This window comes from Lentzea sp. NBRC 105346 (assembly GCF_030269605.1).
In the GTDB taxonomy this organism is placed as follows: Bacteria; Actinomycetota; Actinomycetes; order Mycobacteriales; family Pseudonocardiaceae; genus Lentzea.
On the sequence record NZ_BSTQ01000008.1, the window covers coordinates 169,830 to 189,401 of the forward strand.

18 protein-coding genes are annotated in these 19,572 nt (G+C 68.7%); 11 read left to right on the forward strand and 7 right to left on the reverse strand.

Annotation, left to right across the window (positions count from 1 at the left end; all coding sequences use genetic code 11):
- Nucleotides 1-104: 104 nt before the first annotated feature.
- The gene (locus QSK35_RS19050; RefSeq protein ID WP_285747931.1) at nt 105-239 is read right to left on the reverse strand and encodes a hypothetical protein; all 135 of its coding nucleotides are present in this window, start codon (nt 237-239) and stop codon (nt 105-107) included.
- A gap of 80 nt (nt 240-319) precedes the next feature.
- On the opposite strand from QSK35_RS19050, the gene QSK35_RS19055 reads away from it, so the two are divergent.
- Nucleotides 320-616: an iron-sulfur cluster biosynthesis protein gene (locus QSK35_RS19055; protein ID WP_285747933.1), complete on the forward strand. Its 297-nt coding sequence runs from the start codon at nt 320-322 to the stop codon at nt 614-616.
- 65 nt (nt 617-681) lie between these two features.
- Nucleotides 682-1,092, forward strand: coding sequence for a macro domain-containing protein (locus tag QSK35_RS19060; RefSeq protein WP_285747935.1), 411 nt, complete (start codon nt 682-684; stop codon nt 1,090-1,092).
- Here the strand turns inward: QSK35_RS19060 and QSK35_RS19065 are convergent.
- Both QSK35_RS19065 and QSK35_RS19070 read right to left on the reverse strand, forming a co-directional pair.
- On the reverse strand, nt 1,083-2,048 hold the full coding sequence (locus QSK35_RS19065; RefSeq protein WP_285747936.1) for an aldo/keto reductase: 966 nt from the start codon (nt 2,046-2,048) through the stop codon (nt 1,083-1,085). The two genes, QSK35_RS19060 and QSK35_RS19065, sit on opposite strands and share 10 nt — an antisense overlap.
- Nucleotides 2,045-2,890, reverse strand: coding sequence for an NAD-dependent epimerase/dehydratase family protein (locus QSK35_RS19070; protein ID WP_285747937.1), 846 nt, complete (start codon nt 2,888-2,890; stop codon nt 2,045-2,047). Before QSK35_RS19070 ends, QSK35_RS19065 begins: the two co-directional genes overlap by 4 nt.
- A 101-nt stretch (nt 2,891-2,991) precedes the next feature.
- On the opposite strand from QSK35_RS19070, the gene icmF reads away from it, so the two are divergent.
- The 6 genes from icmF to QSK35_RS19100 all read left to right on the forward strand — a co-directional run bounded on the left by icmF (nt 2,992) and on the right by QSK35_RS19100 (nt 13,314).
- Entirely contained in the window at nt 2,992-6,195 is a 3,204-nt protein-coding gene (icmF, locus tag QSK35_RS19075; protein WP_502881680.1) for a fused isobutyryl-CoA mutase/GTPase IcmF, read from the forward strand.
- Nucleotides 6,196-6,567: 372 nt separating this feature from the next.
- Complete coding sequence (locus QSK35_RS19080) at nt 6,568-8,610, forward strand: CHAT domain-containing protein (RefSeq protein ID WP_285747938.1); 2,043 nt, start codon at nt 6,568-6,570, stop codon at nt 8,608-8,610.
- Nucleotides 8,607-9,977, forward strand: coding sequence for an ATP-binding protein (locus QSK35_RS19085; RefSeq protein ID WP_285747940.1), 1,371 nt, complete (start codon nt 8,607-8,609; stop codon nt 9,975-9,977). Before QSK35_RS19080 ends, QSK35_RS19085 begins: the two co-directional genes overlap by 4 nt.
- A gap of 3 nt (nt 9,978-9,980) precedes the next feature.
- On the forward strand, nt 9,981-11,279 hold the full coding sequence (locus QSK35_RS19090) for a hypothetical protein (RefSeq protein WP_285747942.1): 1,299 nt from the start codon (nt 9,981-9,983) through the stop codon (nt 11,277-11,279).
- A gap of 13 nt (nt 11,280-11,292) precedes the next feature.
- Nucleotides 11,293-12,510 (forward strand): alpha/beta hydrolase, encoded by a 1,218-nt coding sequence (locus QSK35_RS19095; RefSeq protein WP_285747944.1) that lies wholly within the window; start codon nt 11,293-11,295, stop codon nt 12,508-12,510.
- 111 nt (nt 12,511-12,621) lie between these two features.
- The gene (locus tag QSK35_RS19100; RefSeq protein ID WP_285747946.1) at nt 12,622-13,314 is read left to right on the forward strand and encodes a 3-keto-alpha-glucoside-1,2-lyase-like domain-containing protein; all 693 of its coding nucleotides are present in this window, start codon (nt 12,622-12,624) and stop codon (nt 13,312-13,314) included.
- 214 nt (nt 13,315-13,528) lie between these two features.
- Here the strand turns inward: QSK35_RS19100 and QSK35_RS19105 are convergent, their stop codons facing one another.
- Nucleotides 13,529-14,185 carry a hypothetical protein gene (locus tag QSK35_RS19105; RefSeq protein ID WP_285747948.1) on the reverse strand — a complete coding sequence of 219 codons (657 nt, stop codon included), beginning with the start codon at nt 14,183-14,185 and terminating at the stop codon, nt 13,529-13,531.
- A 116-nt stretch (nt 14,186-14,301) separates the two neighbouring features.
- Between QSK35_RS19105 and QSK35_RS19110 the strand changes: the two genes are divergently transcribed.
- Nucleotides 14,302-15,951, forward strand: coding sequence for a sensor histidine kinase (locus QSK35_RS19110; protein ID WP_285748290.1), 1,650 nt, complete (start codon nt 14,302-14,304; stop codon nt 15,949-15,951).
- On the opposite strand, the gene QSK35_RS19115 is transcribed toward QSK35_RS19110, so the two are convergent.
- The gene (locus QSK35_RS19115; protein WP_285747950.1) at nt 15,944-16,594 is read right to left on the reverse strand and encodes a response regulator transcription factor; all 651 of its coding nucleotides are present in this window, start codon (nt 16,592-16,594) and stop codon (nt 15,944-15,946) included. The two genes, QSK35_RS19110 and QSK35_RS19115, sit on opposite strands and share 8 nt — an antisense overlap.
- Before the next feature lie 89 nt (nt 16,595-16,683).
- Between QSK35_RS19115 and QSK35_RS19120 the strand changes: the two genes are divergently transcribed.
- A complete protein-coding gene (locus tag QSK35_RS19120; RefSeq protein ID WP_285747951.1) occupies nt 16,684-17,484 on the forward strand; it encodes a universal stress protein in 801 nt (266 codons plus the stop codon).
- Here QSK35_RS19120 and QSK35_RS19125 read toward each other — a convergent pair.
- Nucleotides 17,474-18,028, reverse strand: coding sequence for a YceI family protein (locus tag QSK35_RS19125; RefSeq protein WP_285747953.1), 555 nt, complete (start codon nt 18,026-18,028; stop codon nt 17,474-17,476). The two genes, QSK35_RS19120 and QSK35_RS19125, sit on opposite strands and share 11 nt — an antisense overlap.
- Nucleotides 18,029-18,115: 87 nt before the next feature.
- Here QSK35_RS19125 and QSK35_RS19130 point away from each other — a divergent pair, with 87 nt between their 5' ends.
- Nucleotides 18,116-18,595, forward strand: a complete 480-nt coding sequence (locus QSK35_RS19130) for a MarR family winged helix-turn-helix transcriptional regulator (protein ID WP_285747956.1) — start codon at nt 18,116-18,118, stop codon at nt 18,593-18,595.
- On the opposite strand, the gene QSK35_RS19135 is transcribed toward QSK35_RS19130, so the two are convergent.
- On the reverse strand, nt 18,592-19,545 hold the full coding sequence (locus tag QSK35_RS19135) for a GlxA family transcriptional regulator (RefSeq protein WP_285747958.1): 954 nt from the start codon (nt 19,543-19,545) through the stop codon (nt 18,592-18,594). The genes QSK35_RS19130 and QSK35_RS19135 overlap by 4 nt on opposite strands.
- Nucleotides 19,546-19,572 lie beyond the last annotated feature (27 nt).

Consider the following 19,572-nt stretch of genomic DNA (forward strand, 5'->3'; position numbering starts at 1 on the left):
TTCTGGGGTCGCGTCGGCTGCGGTGCGTTCGGCCGCTGCTCGCGATGGCTCGGGCCCACCTGTGGGATCCGGTGGAGCGGTGCCGGGCGTGGGGTCACGCACGCTCAGGCCTCGCCGCCGGCGATTCCGTGGGAGCCGTGCGGGCTCGTGCCTGACGTCGGTGACGGACACACCACGTTCGCGAGCCGGCGCACGACGGCCTCGGACGCCATCGGGTGGGCGTGGTGCAGGCTGATCACTGGGCGGAAACTATGCGCCTCGAGGGTTCACTTGCTCGATTCCGGGGAACACCGGCCGGGTCCCCTACGAAAGGTTCGTCATGCTGGAAGTGACCCCGGTGGCCGCGGAAGTCATCAAAGAGCTGGTCAGCGAGGCCCCGAAGTCCGAGACTCCGGACGCCGGTCTGAAGTTCAGCCTGCGTGGCGAGGAGAACAGTCAGGCGGCGCTGGAACTGTCGGTCGCCGAGCCGGCGGACGGCGACGAGGTGATCGCCGCGGAGTCGGGCGCCAAGGTCATCATGGAGCCGGCGGCCGCCCGGTATCTCGACGACAAGGTCCTGGACATTCGGGAGGACGCCAACGGGCAACCCGCCTTCGCCATCGCCCGGCAGGCCTGAGCCGAGTTCGCGGTCCGTGAAACCCGAAGTGCACCAGGGCCGCGAGTCGGCACGTCGACGCCGTCGTGACGGCCGCCAACGAGTCGTTGCTCGGAGGCGGTGGCGTCGACGGCGCGATTCACCGGGCCGCGGGCCCGCGGCTCGCTGAGGCTGGGGCGGCGTTGGCGCCATGTGCGCCGGGTGACGCTGTGGCGACGCCCGCCTTCGACATGGCCCCGCCCGTGAAATACGTGATCCACACGGTCGGACCGGTGTGGGAAGGCGGCGGGTACGGCGAGGCCGAGGTGCTGGCCTCCGGTTATCGGCGCAGTCTCGAAGTGGCCGACGAGCTCGGGGTGCGCAGCGTCGCGTTCCCCGCCATCGCCACGGGCGTGTACGGCTATCCGCCGGAGGAGGCGGCCCGGATCGCCGAGGAGACGATCCGGGCCGCCAACACCGATGTCGAGCGCGTCGTGCTGGTCGGCTATCAGGAGTGACCGGCGATCGCGTGCGGCACGTAGGGCTGCTCGAGTTCGAGGACCTCGTCGTCGGACAGTTCCAGGGACACCGCCGCGACCGCGTCATCGATGTGTCCGGGCTTGGTGGCTCCGATGATCGGCGAAGTGATCGCCGGGTTGCGGAGCAGCCACGCCAAAGCGACCTGCGCCCGAGGCACGCCACGAGCCTCGGCCACCGCGGCCACGCGGTCCACCACGAGACGGTCGGTGTCCTGGTAGAGCTTGCGGCCGAACTCGTCGGTCTCCGCGCGCGCCGTCGTGGCGTCCCAGTCGCGGGTGAGCCGGCCGCGCGCGAGCGGTGACCACGGGATGACGGCCACGTCCTGGTCCTGGCAGAGGGGCAGCATCTCGCGCTCCTCCTCGCGGTAGATCAGGTTGTAGTGGTTCTGCATGGAGACGAACCGGGTCCACCCGTTCAACCGCTGCGTGTAGAGGCACTTCGCGAACTGCCACGCCCACATCGACGACGCGCCGATGTAGCGGGCCTTGCCCGCCTTCACCACGTCGTGCAGCGCTTCCAGCGTCTCCTCCAGCGGAACCGACCGGTCGAAGCGGTGGATCTGGTAGAGGTCCACGTAGTCGGTGCCCAGACGGCGCAGCGAGTTGTCGATCTCCGCGAAGATCGCCTTGCGGGACAGGCCGGATCCGTTGGGGTCGTCGTACATGCCGCCGAAGACCTTGGTCGCGATCACGACCGAGTCGCGGCGCGCCAGCGACAGCAGCGCCCGGCCGGTGATCTCCTCGGACGTGCCCGCGGAGTAGACGTTGGCGGTGTCGAAGAAGTTGATGCCCGCGTCCAGGGCCTGCTTGAAGAACGGCAACGCCTCGTCGTAGTCCATCGACCACGGGTGGGTGCCCGACGAAGGCACGCCGTAGCTCATGCAGCCCAAGCAGATCGCCGACACGTCCATGCCGGCGAGCTTGCGGTACTTCACGCGTCCCTCCAGGAGTGTTGCGGCGCGAACCCCAGCAGCCTTCGCGCCTTGTCGATCGACAACAGCGTCTCGTGCGGGCCGAAGGCGCCCTTCAATGGCACGCCCGGATAGAACTCCTCGACCAGAGAAGCGTTCGGCACGGTCACGCACGTGTCCGCGTTGGCGATGGTGAACTTGTCGTAGCCGGCGAACTCGTATTCGAGCGCCAGGCGCACGGCCTGGGCGCCGTCGCGCGCGTCGATGTACGACCAGAGGTTCCACTTGCGTGAGGCGGGTTCCGCGTCGAACGGGAACCGCGCGTAGTCGGAGACCTCCATGACATTGGAGAACCGTAGCCCGATGATCTTCAGCGCCGGGTCCCAGCGGCAGAACTGTTCCGCCATCGTCTCGTCCACGAGTTTGCCCAGCGAGTACGAGGTCTCCGGACGGCCCGCGTACTCCTCGTCGATCGGGATGTACGGCGGGGGAGTGTCGAACGGCAGGCCCAGCACGGTCTCGCTGGACGCCCACACCACGTTGCGGACGCCGGCCAGCCTGGCCGCGGCGAAGACGTTGTAGGTCGACACCACGTTGTTCGCGAAGGTCGCGGCGTTCGGCGCCACGCCGGGGCCGGGGATCGCGGCCAGGTGCACGACCGCGTCCAACCCCGAGTAGCGGTCGTCGATCGAGGTCAGCGCCTCGACGACCTGGCCGTACTCGGTCAGGTCGACCCGCGTGTGGTCGCACGCGGCGGACGGCACCAGGTCGAGGTTGTGCACTTCCCAGCCGGATTCGAGCAGATGACTGACGACCGCGCGGCCGAGCTTGCCGCTGCCTCCGGTCACCGCGACACGTTGACTCATGGGTCAGATATTGGTCCATCCGGGGGACAAGTGCTACCACGATTCAGAGACGTGAACCACCCCTGGTTGCACGTCCAATAGTAGGAAGTCAAACTATTCTCATGAGCTTGCACCGGCCGGTGAACCCCGTGCGCTTCGTGACCGCCTCCAGCCTGTTCGACGGGCACGACGCGGCCATCAACATCATGCGGCGGATCCTGCAGTCGCAGGGCGCCGAGGTGATCCACCTCGGCCACAACCGGAGCGTCAAGGAGGTCGTCGACGCGGCCATCCAGGAGGACGCACAGGGTGTCGCCATCAGCGCTTACCAGGGCGGGCACGTCGAGTATTTCTCGTATCTCGTCGAGCTGCTGAACGAGCGCGGCGCCGGCCACATCAAGGTGTTCGGCGGTGGCGGTGGCGTCATCGTCCCCGAGGAGATCGAGCTGCTGCACAGCCGTGGCGTCGCGAAGATCTTCTCGCCGCACGACGGACAGACGCTCGGCCTCGCCAAGATGATCAACTCGATGATCGAGGCATGCGACTACGACCTCAGCACGCGGCCGTACCACGCCGACGCCCTCTACACCGGGGCGGACGACGCGCTGGCCCGCGCGATCACGCTCATCGAGGCCGGGAAGCCGCAGGAGTTCAGGACCGAGCGGAAGGTGCCCGTCCTCGGCATCACCGGCACGGGCGGCTCGGGCAAGTCGTCGCTGACCGACGAGCTGGTCCGCCGCTTCCGGCTCGACCAGCAGGACAAGCTCAAGATCGCCGTGCTCGCGATCGACCCGACGCGCCGGCGGGGCGGCGGCGCGCTGCTCGGCGACCGCATCCGGATGAACTGCCTGGACGGCGACCACGTCTTCTTCCGCTCCATGGCCACGCGGCAGGCCGGGAGCGAGACCCCGGACGGGCTCAACGACGCCATCCAGGCGTGCAAGGCGTCCGGCGCGGACCTCGTCATCGTCGAGACGCCCGGCATCGGCCAGGGCGACGCGGCGATCGTGCCGTTCGTGGACTTCTCGCTGTACGTGATGACGCCGGAGTTCGGCGCCGCGTCGCAGCTCGAGAAGATCGACATGCTGGACTTCGCCGACGCCGTGGCGATCAACAAGTTCGAACGCCGCGGCGCCGAGGACGCGCGGCGCGACGTCAGCAGGCAGCTGGTGCGCAACCGCGAGGCGTTCGGCGCCAAGTGGGAGGACATGCCGGTCTTCGGTACCAGCGCCGCCACGTTCAACGACGATGGCGTCACCGCGCTCTACCAGTTCCTCAGGAGCGGCCTCGTCGAGCACGGCCTGCACGTCGAGGAGGGCGTGCTCCCGCACGTCGACACCAAGGTCTCGACCAGCGCGTCGACGGTCGTGCCGCCGCAGCGCGCCCGCTACCTCAGCGACATCGCCGACACCGTGCGGGCCTACCACCGCCGGACCGACGAGCAGGTCGGCGCCGTCAAGCGGCACACCGAGCTGGAGAACGCCCGCAAGGCGCTGGACACCGCCGGTAAGTCCACTGTGGACATCGCAGAGCTTGCCCAGGCCGCGTACGAGCAGATCGACCGCGACACCGAACGCGTGCTCGCCGCGTGGCGGCAGACCAAGGAGCAGTACGAGGGCGACGAGCTCGTCTTCCACGTGCGCGACAAGGAGATCCACACCAAGCTGACCAAGGAGACCTTGTCCGGCAACAAGGTCCGCCGCGTCAGCCTGCCGCGTTACGACGACGAGGGATCCCTGCTGCGTTTCCTGCGCAAGGAGAACCTGCCCGGCTTCTTCCCGTTCACCGCGGGCGTGTTCCCGTTCAAGCGCGACGGCGAGGACCCGGCGCGCATGTTCGCCGGCGAGGGCGATGCGTTCCGCACCAACAAGCGATTCAAGTACCTCTCGCACGGCAACCCGGCGACGCGCCTGTCCACGGCGTTCGACTCGGTCACGCTGTACGGCCGTGACCCGGACACCCCGCCGGACGTCTACGGCAAGATCGGCACCTCGGGCGTCTCGATCGCGTCGCTGGACGACATGAAGGCCCTCTACGACGGCTTCGACCTCGTCGCGCCCACGACGTCGGTGTCGATGACGATCAACGGCCCGGCGCCGACGATCCTCGCGTACTTCCTCAACACCGTGATCGACCAGCAGGTCGACAAGTTCGAGGACGAGCACGGCCGCGTGCCGGACGAGGCCGAGTATGAGCAGCTCAAGGCGTTCGCGCTGCAGCACGTGCGCGGCACGGTGCAGGCGGACATCCTCAAGGAGGACCAGGGCCAGAACACCTGCATCTTCTCCACCGAGTTCTCGCTGCGGATGATGGCCGACATCCAGGAGTGGTTCATCCAGAACCAGGTCCGCAACTTCTACTCGGTGTCGATCTCCGGCTACCACATCGCCGAGGCCGGGGCGAACCCGATCAGCCAGCTGGCCTTCACGCTCGCCAACGGTTTCACCTACGTCGAGTCGTACCTGGCGCGCGGCATGAACATCGACGACTTCGCGCCCAACCTGTCGTTCTTCTTCTCCAACGGCATGGACGCCGAGTACAGCGTCATCGGCCGCGTGGCCCGCCGGATCTGGGCCGTCGCGATGCGCGACCGCTACGGCGCCGCGGAACGTTCGCAGAAGTTCAAGTACCACGTGCAGACCTCGGGCCGGTCGCTGCACGCGCAGGAGATGAACTTCAACGACATCCGCACCACGCTGCAGGCGCTGTGCGCGCTATACGACAACTGCAACTCCTTGCACACCAACGCCTACGACGAGGCGATCACCACGCCGACCGAGTCCAGCGTCCGCCGTGCGATGGCCATCCAGATGATCATCAACAAGGAGTGGGGCCTGTCGATGAACGAGAACCCGCTGCAGGGTTCGTTCGTCATCGACGAACTGACCGACCTGGTCGAGGAGGCCGTGCTCGCCGAGTTCGACCGCATCTCCGAACGCGGCGGCGTGCTCGGCGCGATGGAGACCGGCTACCAGCGTGGCCGCATCCAGGACGAGTCGATGCTCTACGAGCAGCGCAAGCACGACGGGTCGCTGCCGCTCATCGGCGTCAACACGTTCCTGCCGGAGCACACCGACGACGAGCACGTCACGATCGAGCTGGCTCGCGCGACCGAGGAGGAGAAGGCCTCGCAGGTCGAGCGCACGCGGGCTTTCCAGGCGGCGCACCGGGCGGAGGCGGACGAGGCGCTGGCGGCGCTCCGGGAGGCGGCTCAGTCGGGTGCCAATGTGTTCGCGGTGTTGATGGATGCGGCGCGGGTGTGCACGCTGGGGCAGATCACGGAGGCGTTCTTCGAGGTGGGCGGTCAGTACCGGCGCAACATCTAGGGCGGACGGGGCGCTGGCGGCGTTGCGTGAGGCGGCTCAGGCGGGGGCCGTTGCGGGGCGAGCGGACGTGGGCGTTTCAGGCGGTGCACCGGGCGTTGGCGGACGGGCGCTGGCGGGGCTACGTGGGCGGCTCAGTCGGGTGCCAGTGTGTTCGCCTTGTTGATCGATGCCGCGCGGGTGTGCGCGCTGGGACAGATCGCGGAGCCCTTCTTCGAGGTCGGCGGCCAGTGCCGCCACAACATCTAGGACGAATGGAGGCATCGGCGTTCGGGTGAATGCCGGTGCCCTGATTGGGGTTGGGCGTATCTCGCGGCACCCTTGACGACACCTGTTGATACGCGGTCGCTCGAACCGCGTGCTGGACGGTGAGTCATGGCTGCCGACATGGAACTGGGCCTGGTCTGGGACGACGACCGGGAGAACTTCGAGGTCAGTCTCCGGCTGGTCGCACCCGGCAGTGACGACCGGCTCGATCACGTCAACGACGGCGTCCGGATCGACGAACAGGCGCTCGCGGCCGTTGGGGACGACGAACCGGCGTACGGCGTTCGACTATCTCGAATGCTGTTCGCTCACGACAAGGTCGTCGAGTTCTACGAGAAGGCGCTGATCGCGGCCGGCGGGGAGCCGTTGCACCTGCGGCTGCACGTGCACGGCCCGGCGCGGTTCCACAACCTGCGCTGGGAGTCGGTGCGCGCGCCCGGCGCGGACGGCCCGCCCATCGCCACGATGGACAACGTCCTGTTCTCCCGGTACCTGAGCAGCGAGGACTGGCGGCCGATCACGCTCACCACCAGCCCCGGTCATCGGGCGCTCGTCGTGATCGCGGCGCCGGACGACCTCGCGCAATACCGGCTCGCCGACGTCGACGCCGCGGGTGAACGGGCACGGGCGCTGGCCGCGTTGCAGGGTTACAGCGTCGACGTGCTCTGCGGGGGTGGCGAGGCGAGCCTCGCCCGGATCGCCGAACAGTTGGAGAAGCACCACTACGAAGTTCTCTACCTGGTCGCGCACGGCCGATGGGTGGACGGCGAGGCGCACCTCGTGCTGGAGGGGCCGGACGGGAAGTACGCGCGCGTGGACGGGCTGCGGCTCGCCGAGCGGGTGCGCGGTGTCGAACGGCGTCCGACATTGTCGATCCTGTTGTCCTGTCAGTCGGCAATGGGGAACGTCGTTCTGGGTGGGCTCGGTCCGCGGCTGTCCGGCGCCGGGATTCCCGCCGTGATCGCGATGCAGGGCGAGGTCACCATGAAGACCGCGCAGGACTTCGCGACCGCGTTCTTCAGCGCCTTCCGCGAGCAGCCGGTCGTGGACCGCGCGGTGGCCGTCGCCCGCAGGGCCGTCCGCGATCGGCCGGACTGGTGGGCGCCGGTGCTGTTCTCCCGGCTGAGGTCCGGCCGTGCCTACCAGCCGTCGGTCACCTCGGTCTCCGACACGGTGTGGGAGGACATCGGCGCGGTAATGGCGATGGAAGAGGTCACCCCGGTGCTCGGGCCGGGGCTCGCGGACGGCATTGTCGGCTCCCGTTCGGAAATCGCGCAGCGGTGGGTGCGGCGCTGGCAGATGCCCATCGCGCCGTTCGGGCGGACGAATCTCGCCCAGGTCGCGCAGTACCTGCGGGTCGGGCGCAAACCGGCCGTCGTGCGCGCCTACCTCCGCAAGTACCTGCTCGACGACCTGCTGGAACGTGTCGAGATCGCGAAGGAGGGCGACGCCTTCCACGGTCTGCCGGAGAACCTGCTGACGTGCCGCAACCCGCTGCCGATCATCCACGAGATCGGTCGGCGCACGCGGGCCGAGGACCCGGACGACCCGTACCGCGTGGTGTCCGCGCTGCGGTCGAAGGTGTACTTCACGACCGGCTGGACGAACCTGCTGCAGGACGCGATGCGGGAACGGGGCAAGGAGCCGCGCACGCTGTGCTTCCCGTGGTCCGGCGACGGCAAGTGGCTCGACCTGGACGACAAGGACGTCCAGAAGTGGCCATTGCCCACAGTGGACAGTCCGTGGGTGTGCCACCTGTTCGGCCGGCTCGACCGGCCGGACTCCCTGGTGCTGACCGAGGACGACTACTTCGCGTGGCTCAGCGCGTGGATCGAACGGCGTCCGACAATGTCGAAACTGTTGCCCACGCTGTCGCTGAGCCTGACGAACCGTTCGCTCTTGTTCGTCGGCTACCAGCTGCGCGAGTGGGACTTCCAGGTGCTCTACCAGAGCATCCAGACGTTCGGCGGGGCGCAGTTGCGCGACGACTACCCGCACGTCGGCGTTCAGCTCATGCCGGACGTCGACGTCATCGAACCCGAGGCGGCGCAACGGTATCTGGAGTCGTCGCTGAGCAACGTGCACATCTTCTGGAGCGACGCCAGGACGTTCCTGGCCGACCTGCGCGACCGGACGGGGCTGGCGGTATGAGCGCGGACAACCCCTATGTGGGACCGAGGGCCTTCCGGGACACCGAGACGCTGCCCAACCGGCAGCGCGAGGCGACGGAGCTGACGAACCTGCTGATGGCCGAACGGGTGGTGCTGCTGCACGCTCCGTCCGGCGCGGGCAAGACCTCGCTGATCCAGGCGTCGGTGTTGAAGCTGCTGGAACAGGAGAAATTCCGGCCGACGAAGGCGTTGCGGGTGGAGTGCCCGAAGCCGACCGGTATCCAGCCGCGCAACCGGTTCAGCTACGCGCTGGCACTCGACCTGCTGGGGCGCAAGAAACACGACCCCGACGAGCTCGCGGCGATGACGCTGAGCCAGGTGCTGTGCGAGGCGCTGGGTGACTCGGGGCGCCGGGTGCTGATCCTCGACCAGCTGGAGGAGACGCTGACGCTCGACCCGGCGGGCCTGGACGCGAAGGAGCAGTTCTTCGCCGAGCTGGGCGACGCGCTGCAGGAGTGCTCACTGTGGGCGTTGCTCGCGATCCGCGAGGACTACCTGGGCGCGCTGGACCGGTACCTGCGGTACCTGCCGGGCGAGCTGCGCGTGCGCTACCGGCTCGACCTGCTGGACAAGCAGGACGCGCTGGACGCCGTCCAGAAACCGGCCCAGGACACGGGAATCACGTTCACCGACGACGCGGCGATGGTGCTCGTCGACCGGCTGGCCGGCGACACGTGCGTCGAACCGTTCCAGCTGCAGGTCGTGTGCCGTCAGCTGTGGGAGGACTGGCGGTCCGCGCACGGCGAGGGGGCCACGACCATCACGGTCGGAGACGCGCGGGACGCCGACATCGACTCCGCGCTGGGCAAGTACTACGACCAGGCCCTCGACGACGTCGAGGCCGAGTTCGGCGTGCCCGAACGCGATCTGCGGGACTGGTTCGAGGAGGAACTGACCGACAACGGCAGGCGCAGGCAGACCACGGCCGGCCCGGTGGGCGGCACGCGGGTGCTGGACCGCCTGGAAGACGCCTACCTGATCCGCAGCGACACCCGCGGCGGCACCAAGTGGTACGAGCTGTCGCACGACCGGCTCGTCGCCGCGGTGCTGGAGAACAACCGGGCGTGGCAGCTGCAGAACCTCGACAGCTGGCAGGTCGCCGCCTACGAGTGGAAGCGGCGGGGCCGGCAGGTCAAGTTCCTGCTGCCCAAGGCGAAGCTCGCCTACGCGCCGCCGGTGAACACCAAGGGGCTGCTGCGGCACGAGCAGGACTTCCTGCGCGAGTCGTTCCAGCTGGCGGGCGACCTGTCGAGCGCGAAGCTGCACAAGAACCAGTTGCGCATCCTCGCCGCGATCGCCGCGATCGAGCTCGTGGTGATCATCGTGCTGCTGGCCACGGGAGCGTGAACCATGGTCGCCTTCAACGGAGTGGACGCACACACCGGCGGGTACCTGTTCCCGCGGATGGGTCCGTCCGCGGTGGCCAGGCTCGCGCAGGAGACGGACACGAAGTCCGCGTTCCTGCGCGGCATGCGTCGTCGCGACATGCTGAACGAGGCGACGTTCGGCGTGCTCTTCGTCGACGACCCGGACGATCTGGCGCAGACCGGCTGGGGCGTGCTGTTCCCGGAGGACGTCTCGCCCGAGGTGGTGACCGCGCTGGAACCGTTGCTGCGCCTGCGTGAGCGGGACGCGGGACGCCGGTTCCACCGGTACTTCGTGCGGCGGGGCGAGAGCGTCAGCGACTTCCTGATGCGCAACGGCATGGGACCGGGCCCGGCCGACCCGAACGTGGTGCCGTACTACCTGCTCATCGTCGGACCACCGACCGCGATCTCGTTTCCGTTCCAGTACCAGCTCGACGTCGACTACGCGGTCGGCCGGATCGACCTCGACACACCTTCTGAGTACGCCGCGTATGCCGAGGCCGTGTGTGTCGCGGAGGAGCGGGCGTTCTCGCGGCCGGCCGTGCACCTGTTCGGCACGCGCAATGCCGGTGACACCGCCACGGCGCTCAGCGCGAGCAGGCTGGTGCAGCCGCTCGCCGACCAGCTCGCGAGCCGGTCGTCGGCGGACGTTGTCAGCAGCGACATCGGTCCGGTGGCGACGAAGGCGCGGTTGGCCGGGCTCCTCGAGGACGGGCCGCCCGTGCTGTTCACCGCGACCCACGGTCTCGGCAGCGAACACGGTGCGATCAAAGAGATCCAGGGATCGCTGGTGTGCCAGGACTGGCCCGGCCCGCTCGCAGTGGCGCGCGAGGTCGACCCCGCGCACTACCTGTCCGCGGCCGACGTGGTCGCACCGCTCGCGACGAGGATCGTGTTCTCGTTCGCCTGCTACAGCGCGGGTTATCCGGACCAGCCGTACGTGTCCAGCCTGCCGAAGAAGCTGCTTTCCCTGGGGCTGCTGGGTTTCGTCGGGCACGTGGATCGCGCGTGGGGTTACTCCTTCCTCTGGAAGGGTGCCAAGGCGCAGATCACCTCGATGGTCGGCACCATGCTGGACATCCACAAAGGACACCGGCTGGGCAACGCCATGGAGGCGATGAACTCGCGCTGGGCGTCCATCGCGACGCAGCTCGCCACCGAGCTCGACGCCGCGCGCGACGACGACAAGCTCATCGACGACCGCATGCTCGCGTGGCTGTGGACCGCGAGCAACGACGCACGCGACTACGTGGTGCTCGGCGATCCCGCCGTGCGCGCGTGAAGGAGAGGCCCCGATGTCGAGAGAAACCGTTCCCGGCCACGACGACGTCCGCTACCACCTGCTCGCCTACGACGAGGACGGTCGCGAACGGGGTGGCGACAGCCGCGACGTGGTGCGGGAGGCGCAGAACGGCGTCACCGACATCTTCCTGTTCAGCCACGGCTGGATGGGCGACGTGCCCGCGGCGCGCGAGCAGTACGGCAAGTGGCTCGGCACCATGGCCGACTGCCGCGCCGAACGCGAGCACGCGCACAACTCGCCCGGCGGGTTCAAGTCGCTGCTGATCGGGTTGCACTGGCCGAGCAAGGCGTGGGGTGACGAAGAGATCGGGTCGATGTCCTTCGTGGCGGAGAGTGCTCGGCTGCTCGGCGGGGGAGCGGCCCGGCAGGCGGCCGTCCGCACGATCGTCGACGCGGCGATGGAGGACGCGGCGCCCGACGTGCTGCCGCCGCGGGTTCGCGAGGCGTACGACTTCCTGGAGGCCGCGGATCCCGACCTGCCCGACGAGCACGACCGGGCGCCGTTCGACGCCGAGCAGCTCTACCAGGGCTGCCTGCTGGACGACGCGGCCTCGTTCGGCGGCTTCTCCTTCGGCGGCCTGCTGGATCCGTTGCGCGTGCTGACGTTCTGGAAGATGAAGAAGCGGGCCCGCACGTTCGGCGAGGGCGGCGCGGCGGCCCTGGTCCGCGACCTGCAGCGGGCGGCGCCGCAGGCCCGGATTCACCTGATGGGCCACAGTTTCGGGTGCATCGTGATGTCCGGCGCGGCGATGCGGGCGGACCGTCCGGTAGCCACCATGGCGCTCATCCAGGGCGCGATGTCGTTGTGGTCGTACTGCTCGGACATCCCCGAGGACCGCGGCCACGCGGGCTACTTCCGGTCCGTCGTCGGCGACCGGCGTGTCACCGGTCCGGTGCTGGTCACGACGTCGCCGTTCGACAATGCCGTATGCCGTTTCTATCCGCTCGGCGCGCGGTCGGGCCGGCAGGTCGACTTCGCCCCTGGAAGGCTGCCGAAGTACGGCGCGATCGGCGCACACGGCGTGCGCGGGCCGGGGATCGATCTGGTCGACCATGTCGACCTGCGTTCGGTCGGGGACCTGGCGCCGGGCCGGGTGCACAACATCGACGCGCGGGCGGTCGTGGCCACGAGGGACGGCATCGCCGGCGCGCACAACGACATCTGTCACGTCGAGCTGGGGCGGCTGGTCTGGCGGGCGGTGCGGCCGTGATGTCCGTTTTCAGAAACAGGGTCAATCGGTTGACTGGCGTTGACTGATCCGATGACTTGCTTCTAGCCTTGGTCTCACCGTCGCTGAGAAATTCCTTCAGAGGACGGTAATATGATTCGTCGTCCATTGTGGATGCTCACCGTCGCATTCGCGCTGCTCGTCGGCGCGGCGCTGCCGGCGGCCGGTGCCGCGGAACCGAAGCTCGTTCCCATTTTCGACGGCAAGACGCTGGACGGATGGACCGCCCACGCCGACAAGATGTTCGTCGTCAAGAACGGCGCGATCCACAGCCAGAAGGACGCGACCCGCGGCTGGCTGTACTACAACAAGCAGCAGTACGGCAGTTTCCGCTGGATATTCCACGTGCGCCAGGTCTCCGGCAACCACCAGCCGACCGTGTTGATCTGGGGCAAGATCCAGACGCCGGCGCTGAACGGCCTCGGTGCCATCCAGTTCCAGCCGCCCAACGGCGGCTCGTGGGATTACCGGCCCGGCCACAACAACGGCGGTAAAGGCCTGTTCACGCGCTATCCGCACCCCAAGTGGGACATCCACAAGTGGGCGCAGTGTGAAATTCTCGCCAACCACGTGACCGGTATCGCCCGCATGGCGTGCTGCCCGCTTCCGGAGAACGCCACGAAGTGCAAGGCGACCGAGGTCCTGAAGTTCGAGGACAAGAAGGAACCGGCGGGCCGCGTGGCTCCGCTGGCCATTCAGATCCACAACAAGGGCATTGAGGACGAGTACAAGAACCTGCTGGTCGAGTCGCCGGTGGCCGAGCCGGACAAGTTCATCACCACATAGCGGGAGCCCGGTGTTGTCACGCCACGCGGGAGCCCCGTGTGGCGTGACATGCGTCGTGGGGCTCCCGTGTGGCGTGGTGTGCGTCGTGGGGTTCCCGCGTGGCGTGGTGTGCGTCGTGGGGCTCCCGCGTGGTGCGAGTGCGACGGATCGCGCCCGGCCGCGCCACGTGTCACCCCCGCGTGGCTCGGCCCGGCGCGATCCTCATCCCTGTGTCCTAGGCGGCGCTGACCCGCAGCACGGTCTGCGGGACCAGGGTGCTGCCCAGGCAGGGGCGCAGGTCCGCCCGCAGGGCGGACAGGCACGTGGTGTGCGAAACCGGCACGAGCGACACCCCGACGGTCGCCGCGGTCAGCACCACCCGCTGGGTCGCCTGACCGGCGCGCAGCTCGGCCGCCGCGCCGTCGGAGAACGAGCACACGACGATGTCCGAAGTGGTGTTGCCCATCGGGTGCAGCCACGCGCGTTCGACCTCGGCCGCGCGGGCGAGCACGCCGCGGTGGCCGCCCAGACCGCGGGTGGTGGCCGACCAGGACCTCCGATGTGTGCGCAGGGCGTGCAGCAGTGCCAGCACGTCCGGGCTCGGGTCCTGGTGGCCCCCGAGCCGGACGACGGCGGCGGCGTTGCCCGCGCTCGGGCCGGGCAGCAGCGTCACGAGCGGCCGCACGCCGTGACCTTGCAACGCCAGCCGCACGTTCAGCAGGGCGGCTCCGCAGGCCAGCCTGCCCTCACGACTGTGCGGAAAAGTTGTGTGCAGTTCGATCTGTTCGGGGCGGACGACGAACCTGCAGTGCGCGTCGGGGGAAGCAAGCGCGAGTACACCTCGCACGTCCTCGCTCGCCAGCCCGAGCGCAGGAGTCGCCGCCATAGTCATGTACCCACTGTCCGATCGGGAGCCTCTGGCAGCCACGGTCGAAGGTCCCCTTTTGGTAGGGCCGTTGTTGGTAGAGATCGGTGTGGCGTGCCACGCTGTGGAGCATGGCCGGTCGTATGTCGGGACGATTCGGGAGGGGCGTCGGCGGTCATCTGCGCCGGCGTGGCCTCGACGAGCTGCTCGGCGAGGTGCGCGACCGCATGGACGAGATCGTCACGACCAGGGACCACATGCAGGAGCTCCTGGGTGCCGTCCTGGCCGTGGGATCGGGGCTGGAGCTGGACTCCACGCTGCAGCGAATCGTGCAGGCTGCAACGGACCTGGTCGGCGCGCGGTACGGCGCGCTGGGCGTGCTGGGCACGCGCGACGACCTGTCGGAGTTCGTCCACGTCGGCGTCGACGACGAAACCCGCGCCAAAATGGGACATCTGCCCGAGGGCAAGGGGCTGCTCGGCGCGTTGATCAAGGATCCGACGCCGATCCGGTTGCGGGACCTGGCACAGCACGAGATGTCAGTTGGATTCCCGCCGAACCATCCGCCGATGCACAGCTTCCTCGGCGTGCCCGTGCGGGTGCGCGACGAGGTGTTCGGCAACCTCTACATGACGGAGAAGATCGACTCCTCCGAGTTCACGGCGGACGACGAGGCCGTGCTGCAGGCATTGGCCGCCGCGGCCGGTGTGGCTATTGAGAACGCACGACTTTTCGAACGTTCACGCATGCGTGAACGGTGGCTCGAGGCCATCGGCGAGATCAACTCCGAGCTGCTCGGCGGCGCATCCGGCGACCACGCGCTGCGGTTGATCGCGCAACGAACGGTCGAGCTGGCGGCGGCTGACAGCGCTCTCATCGTGCTCGGCGACGAGCAGCACACGCCGATGAACGTCGCGGCCTCCGCGGGCGATCGGGTCGACCACTTCTCGCCGGCGAGCTTCGCCGCGGCCGAGGTCGTGCGGTCCGGCGTTCCGTTGCTCGTCGACGATCTCGACGCCCCCGGTGGGTTCGGCCCGCTGCTCGCGGTTCCACTGCGGTCCGGCACGGTCATCACGGGAGTCCTGTTGGCACTGCGGGTGCGTGGCGGCCCCCGGTTCCTGCCCGAACAGGTGCCGGTGCTCGCGTCCTTCGCGGACCAGGCGGCCGTCGCGCTGGAGTTCGTTGAGCAGCAACGATCTCAGCGTCAGCTGGACGTGCTGGAGGACCGTGACCGGATCGCCCGCGACCTGCACGACCACGTGATCCAGCGGCTCTTCGTCACGGGGCTGAACCTGCAGGCGACCATGCGCCGGCTGAACGATCCGGACCTCAAGGAACGGTTGCGCACCGCGGTGGAGCAGCTCGACGAGACCGTGCGCGAGATCCGGACGTCCATCTTCGACCTGCACTCGACGGACACGACGTCGTTGCGCCGCAGGCTGCTCGACCTCGTCGCCGAGCTCACCGAGGAGAGCGTGCTGTCGCCCGCGGTGCGGATGACCGGCACCGTTGACAACTCCGTGCCCGCCGATCTCGGCGAGCACGCGGAGGCCGTCGTGCGCGAGGCGGTGACGAACGCCGTTCGGCACTCGGGCGCCACCGAGCTGACGGTGTCGGTCGACGCGTCCGACGAACTCGTGATCACCGTGCAGGACAACGGAACCGGCATCCCGCGCGGCGTCGCGCGCAGCGGGTTGCTCAACCTGAGCAAGCGCGCGGAGCGGTTCGGCGGCAGCCTCGAGGTGACGTCCAACGGCGGCACGCGCCTGACGTGGCGGGTTCCGCTTACTTAGCCTTGCCGTCCGGCTTGCGGAACTGGCTCGCGAACACCGCGGCCTGCGTGCGGCGCTGCATGCCGAGCTTGGCCAGCAGGTGCGACACGTAGTTCTTGACCGTCTTCTCGGCGAGGAACATCCGCTCGGCGATCTGCCGGTTGGTGAGGCCTTCGCCGATCAGGTCGAGGACAGTGCGTTCCTGCTCGGACAGCATCCGCAGCGGGTCGCCCTCCTCGCGTTCGCGGCGGATCCGGTTGAGCAGCGCGCTCGTCGTGCGGGCGTCGAGAAGGGACTGCCCGGCCGCGACCGTGCGCACGGCATTGACGAGGTCCGCGCCGAGGATCTGTTTGAGCACAAACCCTGACGCGCCCGCCATGATCGCGTCGAACAGCGCCTCGTCGTCCGCGAAGGACGTCAGCATCAGGCACTGCAGTCCGGGCAGCCGGCTGCGCAGCTCGCGGCACAGCTCGATGCCGTTGCCGTCGGGCAGGCGGATGTCGAGCACCGCGACATCGGCCTGGGCTCCGGGGACCTTGGCGAGCGCCTCGGTCACACTCGCTGCATCGCCGACCACCTCGAGATCGGACTCCTCTTCGAGGAGATCCGCGATCCCGCGGCGGACGATCTCGTGGTCGTCGACGAGGAAGACGCGCGTCACCATGCGCATCACGGTAGCGCGGTTCCAAAGGCCCTGGGAGAACAGGACCTACGGCACGCGGCGCAATCAGCCGGTCGCCTTACGTTCAGATCATGACCACATCCGCACCGCCGGTGGTGGCCGGGGTCGACGGTTCGGGATCGGCGTTGACCGCGGTCGCCCAGGCGGCGCGCGCGTGCACGAGGTATCGGCTGCCGCTGCGCCTCGTGCACGCCTACAGCCTGCCGACGCGCGGCTATCCGGAGGTGATCAGCACCGCGCGTGAGCTGCGCTCGGCGATGTACGACCAGGGCCGGCTGTGGTTGTCACAGGCCGTGGCCGTGGCCCACGACGTGGAGCCGGACCTGGTCGTCGAGCACGATCTGCGGATGGAGCACCCGGTGCCGACGTTGCTGGCCGAGTCGGTGCGGGCCAGGCGGGTGGTGGTGGGAGCGCACGGGCTGGGTGGTTTCACGGGCGCGGTGGTCGGCTCGACGGCGCTCGGACTGGCGACCTACGCGTCGTGCCCGGTGGTCGTCGTACGCGGGGACGCGGACTCCGGTGCCGTGGTCGTCGGGGTGGATCTCGCGCCCGGCTCCGACGTGGTGCTGTCCCTCGGCTTCGAGGAGGCCTCGGCCCGTGGTGCTCCGCTGGTGGCCGCCTGGTCGGACGGGGATTCCGCGGTGCTGGCCCAGCGGCTGGCGCGGTGGCGCGAGAAGTTCCCGGACGTGGCCGTGTCACCCGTTGTGACCGACGAGCGGCCCGTGCCGATGTTGCTGCGGCTGGGTGCTTCGGCCCAGCTGATGGTGGTGGGGTGCCGAGGGCGGGACGGTTTCACCGGCATGCTGCTCGGTTCCACCGGCCAGGCCCTCGTGCACCACGCCCCCTGTTCGGTCGCGGTCGTCAGGACTTGATGGCGGAGATCTCGAACTCCAGCACGACCTTCTCGCCGACCAGCACGCCGCCGGTCTCGAGCGCGGCGTTCCAGGTCACGCCGTAGTCCTTGCGGTTGATCGTGGTCGAACCCTCGAACCCGATGCGGGTGTTGCCGAACGGGTCCTTGGCGACGCCCTCGTACGAGAAGTCGATCGACACGCTGTTCGTGACGTCCTTGATGGTCAGGTCGCCGGTCAGGCGGAACGTGCTCTCGTCGAGCTGCTCGACCGAGGTCGACCTGAAGGTGATCGTCGGGTACGTCTCGAGCGCGAGGAAGTCGTTGGTGCGCAGGTGGCCGTCGCGCTGCTCGTTGCGGGTGTCGATGCTGCCGGCCTGGATGACGACCTCGGCGGAGCTGTTCGCCGGGTTGTCACCGTCGATGCTGAACTTGCCGTCGAACTCGTTGAACGAACCACGAACCTTGGTGACCATCGCGTGGCGCGCGACGAACCCGATGCGGGAGTGCGCGGCGTCGATGACGTAGTCGCCGGTCAGTTCGGAGAGGTTGGTGGCCGTGGTCATGGCGGTCCTTCCAGGGGTTTGGTTGATGCATCACCTACATTGCACCCAACGTGGGTGACGTGTCAACTATTCCCGTATACTAGGACCGTGACGTCGGATACCCGGTGGCTGGACGCCGCCCAGCAGCACGCCTGGCGGGCGTATCTGCGCATGCAGGGCGAGCTCAACGCGCGCCTCGCGCGCGACATGCAGAGCAGCTCCGAGCTGTCCATGGCCGACTTCGCCGTGCTCGTGCAGCTCACCGACGTGCCGGACGGCCGGGTCCGGGTGCTCGAGCTCGCGCGCAACCTGCACTGGGAGAAGAGCCGCATCTCGCACCACATCGGGCGGATGGAGAAGCGCGGGCTCGTGCGGCGGGAGAACTGCCGTTCGGACGGGCGCGGCGCTTTCGTGGTGCTCACCGACGCGGGGCGCGCGGCTATCGAAGCGGCGGCACCCAGGCATGTTGAACAGGTGCGCGCGCTGATGTTCGACCACCTCTCCGAGGAGGAGGTCGCGGTGCTGGCGCGCATTTCGGAACGGGTGATCGGGAAGCTGACGGCCGTCCCGGATCCGGAGTGTTCCTAGCGGTGCGCGAACGTCTTGCGGTAGTCGCTCGGCGGCACTCCGACAATCTTGTGGAAGTGGTGCCGCAGCAGTGCCGCGGTGCCGAATCCTGATTCCGACGCGACCTCGTCGATCCCGAGTGTCGTTTCCTCCAACAGTTTCCGGGCGTGCAGCACCCGCTGCATCGTGAGCCACTTGTTCGGCGTGGTCCCGGTTTCCGCCACGAACCGTCGCGCGAAGGTTCGCTCGGACATGTTCGCTCTCCGTGCCAGCGAAGCCACCGTGTGGTCGGCCGACAGGGTGTTCAGCACGCCTTCCAGTACGGGCTCCAGCGAATCCCCGGTGCACTCCGGAATCGGCAATTCGACGAACTGCCGCTGACCGCCATCCCGTTGTGGCGCCACGACCATGCGCCGGGCGATGGCCGTGGCTGCGCGCGTGCCGAGCTCACGTCGCACCAGGTGCAGGCAGGCGTCGATGCCCGCGGCGGTGCCGGCGCTGGTGATGATGTCGCCGTCGTCGACGAACAGGACGTCCGGGTCGACGTGGGCCAGCGGGAACCGGCGGCGGAACTGCTCGGTCTCGCGCCAGTGGGTGGTGCAGCGCCTGCCGTCGAGCAGGCCGGCCGCGCCGAGTAGGAACGCGCCACTGCACACCGACAGCGCGATGGTGGAGGTGCCGTGCAGGTGGCGCAGTGCCTGGACAATCGCGGCGGGGTACTCGTCGCGGATGCGCGCCGCGGGCAGGGCGATCAGGTCGACGTCCTCCAGCGCCTCCAGGCCCAGCGGCGGGGTGAGCGAGACACCGGGGATGGACGTCGGCACCGGCTCGCCTGGGCGTTCACCGAACACGCGGAACTCGATCGGCGGCACGCCGTCCGACGTCCGGTCGACACCGAACACCTCGCAGAGCAGGCCGAACTCGAACGGGGCCACGCCCTCGATCAGCGGGACCGCCACGGAACGCAGCATGGCAGGATATTAGCGTACATCGTCGGA

What these genes read in the sequence shown, in the direction of transcription:
- QSK35_RS19135 (WP_285747958.1), bottom strand. Translation starts at nt 19,545, where the DNA reads ATGCTGCGTTCCGTGGCGGTCCCGCTGATCGAGGGCGTGGCCCCGTTC.
- QSK35_RS19110 (WP_285748290.1), top strand. Translation starts at nt 14,302, where the DNA reads ATGTCGGGACGATTCGGGAGGGGCGTCGGCGGTCATCTGCGCCGGCGT.
- QSK35_RS19085 (WP_285747940.1), top strand. Translation starts at nt 8,607, where the DNA reads ATGAGCGCGGACAACCCCTATGTGGGACCGAGGGCCTTCCGGGACACC.
- QSK35_RS19115 (WP_285747950.1), bottom strand. Translation starts at nt 16,594, where the DNA reads ATGGTGACGCGCGTCTTCCTCGTCGACGACCACGAGATCGTCCGCCGC.
- QSK35_RS19095 (WP_285747944.1), top strand. Translation starts at nt 11,293, where the DNA reads ATGTCGAGAGAAACCGTTCCCGGCCACGACGACGTCCGCTACCACCTG.
- QSK35_RS19090 (WP_285747942.1), top strand. Translation starts at nt 9,981, where the DNA reads ATGGTCGCCTTCAACGGAGTGGACGCACACACCGGCGGGTACCTGTTC.
- QSK35_RS19120 (WP_285747951.1), top strand. Translation starts at nt 16,684, where the DNA reads ATGACCACATCCGCACCGCCGGTGGTGGCCGGGGTCGACGGTTCGGGA.
- QSK35_RS19105 (WP_285747948.1), bottom strand. Translation starts at nt 14,185, where the DNA reads ATGACTATGGCGGCGACTCCTGCGCTCGGGCTGGCGAGCGAGGACGTG.
- QSK35_RS19055 (WP_285747933.1), top strand. Translation starts at nt 320, where the DNA reads ATGCTGGAAGTGACCCCGGTGGCCGCGGAAGTCATCAAAGAGCTGGTC.
- icmF (WP_502881680.1), top strand. Translation starts at nt 2,992, where the DNA reads ATGAGCTTGCACCGGCCGGTGAACCCCGTGCGCTTCGTGACCGCCTCC.
- QSK35_RS19125 (WP_285747953.1), bottom strand. Translation starts at nt 18,028, where the DNA reads ATGACCACGGCCACCAACCTCTCCGAACTGACCGGCGACTACGTCATC.
- QSK35_RS19080 (WP_285747938.1), top strand. Translation starts at nt 6,568, where the DNA reads ATGGCTGCCGACATGGAACTGGGCCTGGTCTGGGACGACGACCGGGAG.
- QSK35_RS19070 (WP_285747937.1), bottom strand. Translation starts at nt 2,890, where the DNA reads ATGAGTCAACGTGTCGCGGTGACCGGAGGCAGCGGCAAGCTCGGCCGC.
- QSK35_RS19100 (WP_285747946.1), top strand. Translation starts at nt 12,622, where the DNA reads ATGATTCGTCGTCCATTGTGGATGCTCACCGTCGCATTCGCGCTGCTC.